Annotated in this window: 10 protein-coding genes; 7 read left to right on the top strand and 3 right to left on the bottom strand. The window is 67.9% G+C overall.

Annotated features, from left to right (window positions below; all coding sequences use genetic code 11):
- The first annotated feature begins 118 nt into the window (after positions 1-118).
- Positions 119-2,692 (top strand): winged helix-turn-helix domain-containing protein, encoded by a 2,574-nt coding sequence (locus tag GE073_RS20950; RefSeq protein WP_153784238.1) that lies wholly within the window; start codon positions 119-121, stop codon positions 2,690-2,692.
- A 191-nt stretch (positions 2,693-2,883) separates the two neighbouring features.
- Here the strand turns inward: GE073_RS20950 and GE073_RS20945 are convergent, their stop codons facing one another.
- The 3 genes from GE073_RS20945 to GE073_RS20935 form a co-directional block, all read right to left on the bottom strand.
- Positions 2,884-3,549: an HAD family hydrolase gene (locus GE073_RS20945; RefSeq protein ID WP_101808158.1), complete on the bottom strand. Its 666-nt coding sequence runs from the start codon at positions 3,547-3,549 to the stop codon at positions 2,884-2,886.
- Between the two features lie 18 nt (positions 3,550-3,567).
- A complete protein-coding gene (locus tag GE073_RS20940; RefSeq protein WP_153784237.1) occupies positions 3,568-3,717 on the bottom strand; it encodes a hypothetical protein in 150 nt (49 codons plus the stop codon).
- 267 nt (positions 3,718-3,984) lie between these two features.
- Complete coding sequence (locus GE073_RS20935) at positions 3,985-4,863, bottom strand: AraC family transcriptional regulator (protein ID WP_228551690.1); 879 nt, start codon at positions 4,861-4,863, stop codon at positions 3,985-3,987.
- A gap of 194 nt (positions 4,864-5,057) precedes the next feature.
- Between GE073_RS20935 and GE073_RS20930 the strand changes: the two genes are divergently transcribed.
- From GE073_RS20930 to GE073_RS20905, 6 genes are all read left to right on the top strand, one after another.
- Complete coding sequence (locus GE073_RS20930; RefSeq protein ID WP_153784236.1) at positions 5,058-5,699, top strand: DUF2087 domain-containing protein; 642 nt, start codon at positions 5,058-5,060, stop codon at positions 5,697-5,699.
- A gap of 205 nt (positions 5,700-5,904) precedes the next feature.
- Positions 5,905-6,744, top strand: a complete 840-nt coding sequence (locus tag GE073_RS20925; RefSeq protein WP_101808155.1) for an AAC(3) family N-acetyltransferase — start codon at positions 5,905-5,907, stop codon at positions 6,742-6,744.
- Between the two features lie 254 nt (positions 6,745-6,998).
- Positions 6,999-7,463, top strand: a complete 465-nt coding sequence (locus tag GE073_RS20920; protein ID WP_101808154.1) for an acyl-CoA thioesterase — start codon at positions 6,999-7,001, stop codon at positions 7,461-7,463.
- 242 nt (positions 7,464-7,705) lie between these two features.
- Positions 7,706-8,956 (top strand): MGDG synthase family glycosyltransferase, encoded by a 1,251-nt coding sequence (locus tag GE073_RS20915; RefSeq protein WP_180968403.1) that lies wholly within the window; start codon positions 7,706-7,708, stop codon positions 8,954-8,956.
- 826 nt (positions 8,957-9,782) lie between these two features.
- Positions 9,783-11,573, top strand: coding sequence for a cache domain-containing sensor histidine kinase (locus GE073_RS20910; RefSeq protein WP_101808151.1), 1,791 nt, complete (start codon positions 9,783-9,785; stop codon positions 11,571-11,573).
- On the top strand, positions 11,570-13,231 hold the full coding sequence (locus GE073_RS20905; protein ID WP_153784235.1) for a helix-turn-helix domain-containing protein: 1,662 nt from the start codon (positions 11,570-11,572) through the stop codon (positions 13,229-13,231). Before GE073_RS20910 ends, GE073_RS20905 begins: the two co-directional genes overlap by 4 nt.
- Positions 13,232-13,261 lie beyond the last annotated feature (30 nt).

The raw sequence follows: 13,261 nt of genomic DNA, 5'->3' as shown, positions 1-13,261 counted from the left end.
CCTCGATCTGACGCTCCATTCGAGCCGGCCGCCGGCAGGACGGCGATTGACGGGGGTTAACAGGAGCGGCGCGGAATGGCGATGTAAGAAGGAAAAGAAATCCGTTCAGGAGGTTCTCATGGATGTTCAAACAGGCTGGCGGCCTCCGCTCGCCAAAATAACGAAGCCGCAAGGCGGACTCGCCGGACTGACGGCCCGCCCCCGGCTGATCCGGATGCTGGAGCAAGGCGCCTCCTGCCGGCTCGTGACCGTCTGCGCCCCCGCCGGCTACGGCAAGACGACGCTGCTCCGCCAGTGGGCGGAGCAGGCCGGCCGCCCTGTCGCCTGGCTGTCGCTCGACGAGGCGGATGACGACGCTCCGCGCTTCTGGCGTCTGGTCGCGTTCGCTCTTTCGCAGGCGCTGCCGCCGAATTCGCTGCGACGCAGCCTTCCGCTCAGCTCGGCGTTGCCATCCTTGTCCGTTTCGGCTTTTCTGGACGCCCTCATCGGCGAGCTGGCGGAGGCCGGGGGCCGGATCGTCCTGGTGCTGGACGACATCCATCTCATCCGGGATGCGGGCATCCTGGAGCCGCTCGGCTACTGGCTCCGCTACTTGCCGCCAGGCGTCGCCGTCGTAGCGGCAGGGCGCTCGGCTCCGCGCGTCGGCGGCTCCAGATGGGCGGCCGAAGGCAAGCGGCTCGACCTGTCGGCGGCGGAAATCGCTTTCACCGAGGACGAGGCGGGCGCGTACCTGGACGCGGCGTTTCCCGGCACGTTCACTCCGGCCCAGCAGCTCCGCCTGCATCAGGCGACGGAAGGATGGGCGGCCGGCCTCCAGCTGTCGGGACTGTCCGGCGCGGCATCGCTCGGCCTCGAAGCGGGCGGGGAGGAGCTGGCGGCGTTCCTTATGGAGGAAGCCTACGGCCGCTTGCCGGATGAGCTGAAGCAGTTCCTGCTCCGTTCGGCGCTGCCGGAGCGGATCGACTCGGAGCTGGCTGCGGCCGCGGCAGGATGCGGCCGGGAGGAGGCGGAGGCGCTGCTCGGCCGCGTGCGGCGCGACAGCCTGTTCCTGCTGCCGTCCGGAGCGGATGGATGGCATCGCTACCATGCGCTGTTCCGCGGCTTCCTGCTGAGGCGGCCGGAGCTGTCCGACTTCAGCCGCCGGGACGCGCTGCAGCGCTGCGCCCTGGAGCTCGATCGGCGGGGGCTGGCTGCGGAGGCGATCGGCTGCGCGCTGAGCGCCGGCGACGGCAAGTGGAGCTCGGACAAGCTCGATGCCTTTGCCGCGCAGGCGCTGCGGCAGGGGGAGGGGCGCAGCCTGCTCGGCCTGCTGGAGCGGCTGGCGGAGCTGCGCGAGCTGACCGCCGAGCAGCAGCTGCTGCAGGCCTATCTGCTGGCTGTCGGCGGGAGCTTCGAGGCTGCCGGGGCGGCGATGGCGGGAGCGCGGCGCATCGCCGAGCGCCTTGAGCCGGGCCAAGAGCGGAGCCGGCTGAGCAGCGGGCTGCTGTTCGTCGAGTCCAACCGCATCTTCTTCGGCGGACGCTTCGAGCTGTGGCAGCAGCTGGCGGACCGCGCGGGCAGGGAGCTGCTGCCGGCGGAGGGGATGTATTTCAACGTCGACTTCAACCGCTCGGAGCCTCAGGTAAGGCGCGCGGACATCGGAATGAAGGGCGTGCTGAGTCCCGATACGGAGGCGATCGGCCGCCAGTTCGCCGGGATGCTGGATGAAGGCGGTTGGGGCGGCAGCCTGGTGAGCCTGTACGTGAGGCTTGCGCTGGCTGAAGGCTACTTCGAGTGGAATCGGCTGGAGGAGTGCCGGACGCTGCTCGCAGGCGTGCAGCAGGACCGGTCCGCGCGCCTGACAGCCGGCCTGGCGGTGCCCGCGGCCATCCTGCAGGCCCAGCTCGATGCCGCCGACGGCAAGCTCGACGCCGCCTTGAATGAGCTGCTTGCCGCCGAGCGGCTGGAGGCGGCGCTGGAGCCCCAGTGGCAGGCGGGCCTCATCGCGGCGAGAGCCCGGCTGCTGCTGCAGGCCGGGCAGCCTGCGGCGGCCGGGAAGGCGCTCGCCTCGCTCGGCCTTCCCGGCAAGGAGCCGCCGGCTTACCATCGCGAGTTCGAGCTTATGACGCTGGTCCGCCTGCTGCTGAGCCAGCGCAGGCTGGAGCGGGCGCTGCGCCTGCTGGACGCCTTGGAGCGGCTGCAGCGGCGCGAGGGGCTTGTATCGGGACTGGCGGAGACCGCTGCGCTGCGGGCGCTCGCGGAGCAGGGCAGAGGCCGCCAGACGGAGGCGCTGCGGGCAATCGGACAGGCGCTGGCCATCGGGGAGGCGAACGGCTACGTCAGGCTGTTCGTCGCCGAAGGCGCGCCGATGCGCAAGCTGCTTGCCGCGTTCCGGGCCCGCGCTGACGGGCCGCCCAGCGGCAGCGAGCCGCGGAGCGCTTATGTCGAGCGGCTGCTGGGCGCGTTCGATTACGCCCCGCCGCGCGTGCTGGAGGCTGCTGCGCCGCTGGCGGAGCCGCTGACGGAGCAGGAGCTGATCCTGCTCCGCCATCTGGCGGACGGCGCCGCCAACCGCGAGATCGCGGACAGCCTCGGCTTGACGCCCGGCACCGTCCGCGTCTACCTGTCGCGGCTGTACGCCAAGCTCGGCGTCGCCTCGCGGCTGCAGGCCGTGCACGCGGCGCAGGAGCTGCGGCTGCTGCGCGGAAGCTAGAGGATCGTCCGCGCGCCGGGGCATTTCGGCGGCCGTCCATCCGGAAATTGCACTCTAGCGGCAAGACAGCGCCAGGAAGCGCCGCTGGCGCAGACGCCTCTCGGGCGGCTCGATTGCAGCCGCCCTGATTGGAAAAGGCTGTTCCCCGTCCGTCGGACGGAAGGAACAGCCTTTTTCAATTCACAGATCGTCTAAGGCTGCGCCAGCCCTAGCCCCAGCTCCGCGAGCGGGATGTCGGCGATCGAGCCGACGATCCAGTCGGCCTCGGACAGATCCTGCTGGCCGGAGTTCGGGTTGCGCAGTCCGATCGCGCGCATGCCCGCCGCCTTGGCGGCGCGGACTCCGTTGCGCGAATCCTCCAGCACGACGCAGGCGTCCGGCGACACGCCCAGCTGACGAGCCGCTTCCCGGTACACATCCGGCGCGGGCTTGCCCATCGGCACTTCCTCGCCGCTGACGATGCAGCCGAATTTGTCCAGCAGGCCGAACTGGCCGAGCACCGCCTCGATGAAGACGCGCGGCGAGGACGAGGCGACGCCGATCCGCACGCCAGCGGCGAGCAAGGCGTCGATCAGCTCCGCGATGCCGTCCATCGCGGTCAGGCCGCTGGCGGCCAGCGCCTCCAGCTTGCGGTTCATCTGGAGCTCGATGATTTCGGCGATGGAAGGCTCGAAGCCGAACTGAGCCCGCAGCCGCTTCCACATTTCCGGATTGGTCATGCCGACGTAAGGCTCCAGCCCGTGCTGGTCGATTTCCGCGCCGAGCGCGCGGACCGTTTCGATGTCGACGGCGAAGTGCAGCGGCTCACTGTCGATGATGACGCCGTCCATGTCGAACAAAAAGGCTTGCTGAGTCATATCTACATTCCCCCCGAGTTAGTCGCGATGCTTGAATGGATGGTGTCGTTCGCTCTCCGAAGCGTCCGGCGCAGCGAATGCGCGCCAGTCGATGCCGGCGGCCAGGCTGAGCAGCAGCGTCCAGAGCAGATAAGCGGCGGCCGCCAGCAGCAGCAACATGCCGAACACCGGGCCGGGCATTTCCCCCCGGTCGGCGAACGGCACGGAGAGCAGCAGGCTCGCCGCGGCGAGATGGAGCAGCAGGCGCAGCGCGGCCCTGCTCGCGCCGGCTATGCGGACGCGCCGGCTTTTCGAATCGAATCGGTGCTTGCCGCTAATGCGGATCCCTCCTTTGTCGGGGGAGAAGAGGCGCCGGCCGCTGTGAACGGCGTCCTCTTCTTTCCTCGTACACTGCGCCTGCGGAAGCGAGCCTCCTCCAGCCGGGCCGCCGCTAGCTCAAGTCCGGCTCACGACCGGGATCCACAGCTCGTTGCGGTTCTCCTCCGGCGGGAGATACGCCTCCACCGCAGGCAGACCCGCCAGCTCGTAGCCGGCGGAGGGCACCCATTCGCGGTAAAAGCGGCTCCAGACTTCCTGCAGCGCCTCCGGCGGTCCGGCCGCCTCGAACACCGCCCACAGCGAGGCGGGAAACTCCAGCTCGCGCCAGCCCTCCGGCAAGGCCTCGCGAGAGACGCAGCCGAGGATGTAGTCGAAGCGCTCCCCCTCGCCCCAGCTGCCGCCGGCGCAGATGCCGAGGATGCCCGGCGGCCGCCCGCCCGGCTCTCCCAGCTCGAGGAAGCGCGCGAACGCTCCTTCCGCGGCGGCTTTCTGCCACAGCTGCGGCACCTCCGAAAAGGCCTCGCTCATCTGCACGCTCGTGCCCATCCCGATCGCGCGGAACGCGGGCAGCTTCTCCATCCGATAATTCATGTCAGATCCTCCCTGAGCTTCGAATCGAAAGGCGAGGCGAGGGAAGGCCAGCAGACGCGCTCCGGGCCGCCGCGCCTCGGAAGGCGAGAGGCCGTGCTGCTGGCGGAACGCTCGGGCGAATGCTTCCGGCGACTCGTAGCCGTAGCGCAGCGCGATGTCGATCACCTTGCCTCCTTCCGCCTGAAGGTCGGCCGCCGCGAGCGTCAGCCTGCGCCTGCGCACGTAATCCGCGAGCGTCATGCCCGCGAGATAGGAGAACATCCGCTGAAAATGATAGGCCGGGCAGCCCGCCCGGCGCGCCGCCTCGGCATAGGAAACCTCTCCGCGGAGGCCGCTCTCGAGGCACTCGACCGCTTCGTTCATCTTGCTGGACCAATCCATGCTCCACGACCTTTCGTTCTTCAAGCCTACCAGGCTTCTACGCCGCTGTGCCTAGCATCAGACGCGCGTCCGCGGCTAGCCCGCATCGCGAGCCAACGCAGCCGTTCCTTCTATTCTGCTCTCCCCCCGGGCCTGTCCGCAACTGTTCCGCTTGACGCGGAGTATACATTCGATTAATATCTAATTAGATTAATATCTAATCGAAATGAGGAATCGTCATGCAGCTGGAAAAAGTCGTCGCCTATCATAAGGCGCTTGCCGATCCGACCCGCATCCGCATGCTGATCCTGCTGGCGGACGGAGAGCGCAACGGCCTGGAACTGGCCGAGCGGCTGTCGCTCGCGCCGGCGACGATCACCCATCATGCCGCCAAGCTCCGGGAAGCCGGGCTCGTCGGGGAGCGGCGGGAGAAGAATGCGATTTACTTTTCGCTGAACGAATACTTCCTGCGCGATGGAGCGGACGCGGCGATGGAGCTGATCCTCCGGTCGCGCGCAGGCGCGAGGAGAGAGGAGACGGACATGGACGAACAAAGAGAATTCGAAGAGCAGGCGCGCCGCGAAGAGCTGGAGAAGTACCGAAGCGGCGTGCTGCGCAGCTTTTTCGATCGGGAAGGCAGTCTGAAGAACATCCCGGCCCAGCTGAAGAAAAAGCTCGTCGTCCTGGAGCATCTGGCGCAGAAGCTGGAGCCGGGACGCAAGTATCCGGAGAAGGACATCAACGCGTTCATCCGCGAGTTCCATCCGGACTTCGCCACGCTGAGGCGCGAGTTCATCATGCAGCAGTACCTGTTCCGCGAGAAGGAGATCTACGAGCTCAACCCGGCCGAGATGTGGCCGCGCTGGGCGGAGCTCTCCTAGCCTGCTCGGCAGGCAGCTTGCAGCCGCAGCCCTTCCGCTTTTGCAGCCCGCCGCGCGCGGGCTGTTTCCCGTTTGCCGCGCCTCACGCACCGCCCGGCAGCGTCATTTTCTGAAAGCCGGCCGGGAACGGCTTCAGCCGTTTTCGCCCCTAGCCGCGCAGGCGCCGATCGGATATGCTGTCGGTATCGGAAAGGGGAAGAAAGAAATGGACATCTACGCGCATCCGCCGCTGACGAAGCAGGCGATCGCGCTCGGCCTGAAGGAGCTGGGCGTCAAGGAGGGCATGACGCTGCTCGTGCACTCGTCGATGAAGTCGTTCGGACGGTGGATTCCCGGCGGCAGCCAGGCTGTCGTCGAGGCGCTGGAGGAGGCGGCCGGGGCGTCCGGCACGATCGTCATGCCGACCCAGACGGCGGATCTGTCCGAGCCGTCGGCCTGGAGCCGGCCGCCGGTGCCGGAATCGTGGTGGCCGGTCATCCGCGCGGAGATGCCGCCGTTCCGCCCGGATCTGACGCCGACGCGGGCGATGGGAGCGGTCGTCGAGGCGTTCCGGCGCCGCGATGGCGCGCGGCGCAGCGCGCATCCGCAGGTGAGCTTTGCCGCCCGCGGACCGCTCGCCGAGGCGATCGCCTTGGAGCATCCGCTCGTTCCTCCGCTTGGCGAGCCTTCGCCGCTTGGCCGCCTTTATGAGCATGGAGCTCATGTGCTGCTGCTCGGCGTCGGCCATGTCAACAGCACGTCGCTTCATCTGGCGGAGCATCGGGCCGATTGGCCGGGCAAAAGGATGAATCGCCAAGGCGCGCCGATGCTCGTCCAGGGCGAGCGCCGCTGGGTCGAGTACGAGGAGCTCGCCTATGACGACAGCGACTTCGAGGCGATCGGCGAGGCGTTCGAGGCGTCGCATCCGCAGGCGCGCCGCCTGACGATCGGAGACTGCCTCGCCCGGCTCATGCCGATGCGGGAGCTCGTCGACTTCGCGGCGGAGCGGATGGCGCTTCGCGGCGCCGGCAGCTCCGGGCCTGAGCCAAGCTCGACGTCGGAGTGAAGGCCTTCCTTGGCGGAGCCTGACCGGGGATCTCTAGCTTGGAACGGATCGGGCGGAGCCTTCCTTCGATAGGACCTCCGCCAGAGTCGGGAAGCGTCCGACGACCGCCTTCATCTGGCGGCCGCGGCGCTTTTTCGTTGCCTGCGGAGGAGCCGGACCGGCGGCGCGGTTGTGCCCGGCGCAGGCGGCATGCTATCCTGCTTGATGACAAGCCCGATCGGCAGCCGCCGACGGGAGCAAAGGAGACCTGCATCATGAGCAAGGGCGCATTCATGGGAGAGGACCGGCAGGCTTGGCTGGACTCGTTTTCCTTCTCGATTCCGCTGAAGATCCGCTATTGCGAGACGGACATGCTGGGGCATGTCAATAATGTGAGCTATTTCATGTACTTCGAGCAGGGAAGGATCGAGTACTTCGAGAATTTGGAACTGACGGAAGATTTATTCAGTCAAAAGGCCGTATCCGTCGTCGCCGATCTGGAGTGCCAGTACCTGGATCAGATCTACCTCAAGGACGCGCTGCGCCTGCATGTCAAGACGGCGCGGCTTGGCCGCTCGTCGATCGACATCCAGTATGCGCTGACGGTGGACGGCAAGCTCAAGGCCGGCGGCCGGGGCGCGATCGTCCTGATCGACACGGCCGGCGGACGGCCGACGCCGATTCCCGACCATGCGCGCGAGGCGATCCGCCGATTCGAAGGCCCGCGGCTGGAGGAGTAGCCCGCCGTAGAGCGTGTCTGCAACCCCGCCCTAGGTCCAGGTGCAAAAACCGGCTGCGGCCCGAAGGCGGCGGAAGCCGGCCGAGGTAAGCTTTTCTTCAGGGAGATTCGTACATCATGTGGCGGCGGAAAAGCTTCGCAGACTATTTTTCGCCCTTGTCCCGTATGTATATCGTAGCGAGCCGCTCTTGGTCCCGAGAGACGCCCCGGGCAGGGCGGCCGCAGCCAGAGGAGGAAGCGTACGTGCACGCGAGCAGCCAGCAACGAATTCTTGTCCTGACCGGGACGCTGGGCGAGGGCCACAACCAGGCCGCGCGGGCGATCGCGGAGGCGGCCGCGGGAGCCGCGCCGAACGCCGAGACGACGATCGTGGACTATATGAAATGGACCCATCCGAAGCTTCATTCGGTCGGACGCTTCTGCTACATGCAGGGCATCAAGGGACTGCCGTCAGTGTACGGCGTCCTGTACCGGGCGACGCGCGAGGAGAACCGGCTGTCGACGCTGTTCAAGCAGCTGCGCACCTTCCGCACGGAGCGCATGCTGCAGCTGCTCGAGGAGCTCCGGCCGACGGTCGTCGTCTGCACGTTTCCGGCCGCTGCCGCAGCGATGTCCCATCTGCGGCTCCAGCGGCTGACGCGCGTGCCGACCGTCACCGTGCTCACCGACTACGCTCGGCACAGCTACTGGATCCATCCCGGCACCGACCGCTACATCGTCGGCGCCGAGCCGATCCGCCAGGCGCTCATCGCGAGCGGCGTGTCGCCGTCGCGCGTCGTCGCGACCGGCATCCCGGTGCGCCGCCAGTTCGGCCAGCGCCATGACCGCGCGGAGCTGCGGCGCAAGCACGGCCTCGATCCGCAGCTGCCGACGATCCTCGTCATGGGCGGCGGCGACGGCCTCATCGGCCGCAGCGTCATGCGCCTCGTCGAGGAGCAGGACGGCCTGCCGCGCGCGCAGTTCGTCATCGTCTGCGGCCGCAACGAGCGGCTGCGCCGCCAGCTGCAGGAGCGGCTGCGCAGCGTCGGGGACGCCCACCGAATCGTCGTGACCGGGTACGTGCCGCATGTGCACGAGCTGATGGCGGCGGCCGACGTCATGGTGACCAAGCCGGGCGGGCTGACCGTCTCCGAGGCGCTCGCGCAGGAGCTGCCGATGATCCTGTTCAAGCCGATTCCGGGACAGGAGCAGGAAAATTCCGCATACCTGGCCGGCCTTGGCGCCGCTCTGGAGGCGAGCAGCCGCGGCGAGCTGATGGACCAGCTGCGCGCGGTGCTCGAGCATGCGGCGCTGCGCGACCGGCTTCGCCGCAACGCGTCGCGCCACAAGCCGGTCGCGGGCGCGAGCCGCGCGCTCCAGGCGATCCTGGAGCTGCAGGATCCCCGCCGCGCGCCGGCGGATGTCGCGGCATCCGCGCTGGACGCGGCGGTCGTCGCGGCCGTCGCCGGCGGCGCCGCGCTGCAAGCCTCCGCCTCGGCTGTAGCGCAGGCTTGAGAGCGGGCGGGCCATCGTTTCAGAGAAGGAGCCGAATGACGACGACGTCATTCGGCTTTTTTAGCGTGGAAAAAATGTCTATCTTCGCGTGTGGATGAGATTGAGGGAGGGAAACGAACAGGGGAGGCTGCAATGATTTCGGGTTGCGGCCTTGGCATCGCGTGCCGGGGAGGCTGCAGCCCGGTTTTTTCGCGTTGATCGCGCAACGCGTATAAAGCGAATAAAGCGCCTTCTTGCAGCGGGCTTGGAATCCGCCTCGCCGTCCATTCGGTTAGGCGAGGCGATGTCGCTGCGGAGGAAATGGCGCGCTAGAGCGGTAAATCTGCCACTGAAGGAGGCGCAGCGGCGGAGAAGGAGCCCGTAAGTGGTAAATGTACCACTGATGGAGGCGCAGGCGCGGAGAAAGAGCCCATATGTGGTAAATGTACCACTGATGGAGAGGAGCGGGTGAATGGGCGTGGACGCGATCCGAAGCCCGATGCAGCCCGCGGCTCCCTGAACGCCTCCTGGCCGCTTCCCCTTCCAACTTGAATGCGCTATCATAGGGAAAAAGAATGCGCGGCATCTTCATTTCTTCAACCTGGAATTCGATGAAAATGAAGGAAATACGCATTCGCAGCTTCGGATCCCGCTCAAAAAAAGACTGGATTCCACCCGCAACCTTCACTATCATGATAGGAAACATGCCATGAGGCGCATCGGCATCTAGAGCTTCCGCTCATCCCGATCTGCATCGGTCCCGATCCGCATCCGCATCGGCATCCGTCCTCACCCGCACGACGGCACCTGCACCCGCATCTACGGTTTTCGGCCAGGAGGCATCCCGATGGAAAATTGGCTCGGTCGCTCGCTCAAGCATAAGCTGTCGCTGCTCACGATTCTGGCGGTGCTCGTTCCCCTCTTTTCGCTCGGGCTTCTTTCCTATTCGATCGCCGAAGGGCTGTCGGAGGAGAAGGCCAAGACCGAGGGCATGAAGACGCTGGACCTGCTCCAGGCCTACCTCGACAACATGGTCCGAGACGTGGAGAACATGTCTCTGTTCCTGATCGGCAACGAGAACGTGCAGCAGGATCTGCAAGCCCGGCAGTCCGATCTCCGCAAGCAGACCTCGATCATCAGCTTCCTGACCGATCTGGCTTTTTCCAAGGCGTACATCAGCAATATCGTCATCGAAAGCAACGACGGCCGCGCCGCCTACAGCATCCGCTCCGTCGTCAGCTCGGGGCTGGACGTGCTGCGGGCCGAGGACCCGGAGCACTACGATCCCGCCCGCAAGTTCTGGTCGACCGTCTATCGCCAGGACAGCTCCCTCGAGAGCCATCAGGTGCTGACGCTGTCGCGTCCGATCCGCAGCACGAAAAAATACGACAAGCCGATCGGCATCCTCCGCATCAGCCTCGACCAATCCGTCATCGCCCGCCAGCTGCGGCAGTCGGAGCTGCAGGGCTCCGGCTCGGTCGTGCTGCTGGACGCCGACAACCGGATCATGGCCGGTCCGCCGCAATGGGAGCTCAACCGCCCGATCAGCGACTACCTGCCCGGCTTGCCGGCGCTCTCCGGCGAAGGAGGCTCGCTGACCTACGGCGAAGGGGACGGCCGCTCGACGATCCTCTACCGCTCCCTGAACAGCGCGGACTGGAAGCTGGCCGGCATCATTCCGTTCGAGGAGTACCGCTCGCAAAACCGCTACTTCCTGACGCTGGCGGCGATCGCCGTCTGCATCGCGCTGCTGTTCGTCATCGTCGTCGTCGGCTTCATCGTGCGCAAGGTGACGGGTCCGCTCAGCTCGCTCACGCGCCAGCTCCGGCATGCCCATCCCGACGAGCCGCTGCCGGTGCTGCCGGTGACGACGATCGACGAGGTCGGGCAGCTCGTCATCAGCTACAACCGGCTCAGCGCCAAGATCGCCAACCTGACCGAGGAGGTCAAGCGCAGCGAGTCGCTCAAAAAAGAGGCGGACCTGCTCGCGCTGCAGGCGCAGATCAATCCGCATTTCCTGTACAATACGCTCTCGTCCGTGCAGTGGATGGCGCTCATGAACCAGGACGGGCGCACGGCCGAGATGGTCGGCGCGCTCAGCGACTTCCTGCGGTTCAGCCTCAACAAAGGGCGCGAGTACTGCACGGTGGCGCAGGAGTTCAGCCATGTGGACAGCTATGTGAAAGTGCAGTCGATCCGTTATCCGGACCGCTTCGAGCTCGTCTCGTCCGTACGGGAGGAGCTGCTGGAGCGGCCGATGCTCAAGCTGCTGCTGCAGCCGCTCATCGAGAACGCGCTGCTGCACGGCATCCTGAAGCGCCCGGAACCGGGCCGCATCGAGGTCGAGGCCGAGGCGGCCGAAGACGGGGCGATCCGCTTCATCGTGCGGGACAACGGCGTCGGCATCCCGGAGGAAAAGCTGGACGCGCTCCGCACGCTGCTCGGCAGGCGCATGCTGCCGGGGCTGGACGCCGACACCGGAGGCGACTACGGCAGCTACGGGCTGCGCAACGTGCATAATCGGCTGCTGCTGCATTACGGGCCGGAGGCGGGACTGCATCTGGACAGCTCGCCGGGCGTCGGGACGACCGTCAGCTTCCGGCTGCCGAAGCCAGGCATCGAGGAGGGAGAAGCATGAAGGTATTGATCGTCGACGACGAGGTCATCATCCGCACGGGACTCAGCACCGTGCTGCCGTGGAAGGAGCGCGGCTTCGAGCTGCTGGAGCCGGCGGCGTCCGCGGAGGAGGCGCTGCTGCGGCTGCCGCTGGAGCGGCCGGATCTCATCCTGACGGACATCTGCATGACGGGGGCGTCGGGGCTTGAGCTCGCCGCCCAGGCGCTGCGGGAGTACCCGGAGCTCGATATCATCGTGCTGTCCGGGTACGACGAGTTCGCCTACGCGCAGCAGGCGGTGAGGGAGGGCGTCAGCGAGTATCTGCTCAAGACGAGCCGCCCCGGCGAAATTCTCGATGCCGCCGATCGCGCCAGGCAGCGCTGGCTGGCGCGCAAGCAGCGCGCGCAGACGAGCGCGCGGGAGTCGGCGGCCTACCGCGAGCAGCTGCTGGCGAGGCTGCTGCTTGGCGGCGGCGAGCCGGACGAGGAGCTGCTGCGCCGAGCGGTCGCGGCGCATCCGCAGCTCGCCGGCGTCGGACGCGGCCGGCTGCTGCAGCTGTGGCGGCTGGCCGCGGTCGAGCTGCCGAGCGGAGCGGCGGCTCCGGGCGCCTGCGCGGCAGCGGAAGGCGTGCAGGCGGCCGGCCGCATCGAGGCCTCGGTCGCCCGCGCCGTAGCCGCCGCTCGGGCCGCCGCGGCCGGCGAGCCGGCATCCGCGCCTGCGGAGGAGCCGGCCGACGCCGGCGAGCTCGCGGCCGCGCTCGGCTGCGCCGTCGTGCCGCATGAGCGCGGCGGCTGGCTGGCCGCGGCCGCCGTCGAGACGGAGCAGCAGCTGCAGCCGCTGCTGCGGGCGGGACTGCGCCGCCTCGCCGAGCGCGGCCGGCCGGCGCTCGCCGCCTGCGGCGAGGCGGCCGCAGATTGGAGCGGCTTCGCCCGTGCGCGCCAGACCGCGCTGCAGGCGTTCGCCTTCCGCCATCTGGCCGCCCGCTCCGGCATCGTCCGCTACGACGACGTCGCCGGGCGCGAAGGCATGCGCGCCGTCTGCTCGCCGGAGGAGGAGCGCAGCCTGATCCGGCTGCTGCAGGCCGGCGGCGAAAGCGAGCTGGAGCGCGGCGTGGACGCGCTCCTGGAGCAGGCGCGCGCCGACGCGCAGGCGACGCCGGCCACGATGACCGCGTGGCTGTATTCGCTGCTCGCGGCCGCCCGCCGCTCGCTCGAGCGCTCGGCCGCCTCCATCGGCCGCGAGCTGCCGCCGATGCCGGAGGGCGCATCGCCGGCGGAGCTCGAGGAGCGGCCGCGCGAGGCGCTGCTCGCCGAGCTGCGCCTGCTCTCGCTTCGCTGGGCCGAGCTGGAGCGCGGCGGCCACTCCGCCGTCCGCCAGGCGGCGGAGTACATCCGCGCCCGCCTCGGCGAGAGCCTGACCTTGCAGCAGGTCGCCCGCAGCCTGCCGATGAACCCGACGTACCTGAGCGAGCTGTTCAAGCGCGAGACCGGGCAGACCTACCTCGAGTACGTCACGCGCCAGCGGCTCGAGCGGGCCAAGGAGCTGCTCCTGCAGACGCCGGCCAAGGTCGCGAGCATCGCTTCCGAGGTCGGCTACGAGGACGCGAAGTATTTCAACAAGCTGTTCAAGGCGGACACGGGGCTGACGCCGACCGAATACCGCCAGCTTCACGAACGATGACCCCCCTCCTCCCGAAGGATCTCCCCTGCG

This window comes from Paenibacillus sp. B01, from assembly GCF_009649995.1.
Taxonomy (GTDB): domain Bacteria; phylum Bacillota; class Bacilli; order Paenibacillales; family Paenibacillaceae; genus Paenibacillus_O; species Paenibacillus_O pasadenensis.
The sequence above is the reverse complement of the archived record's forward strand: the minus strand, read 5'-3'. Positions and strand labels throughout refer to the sequence as shown.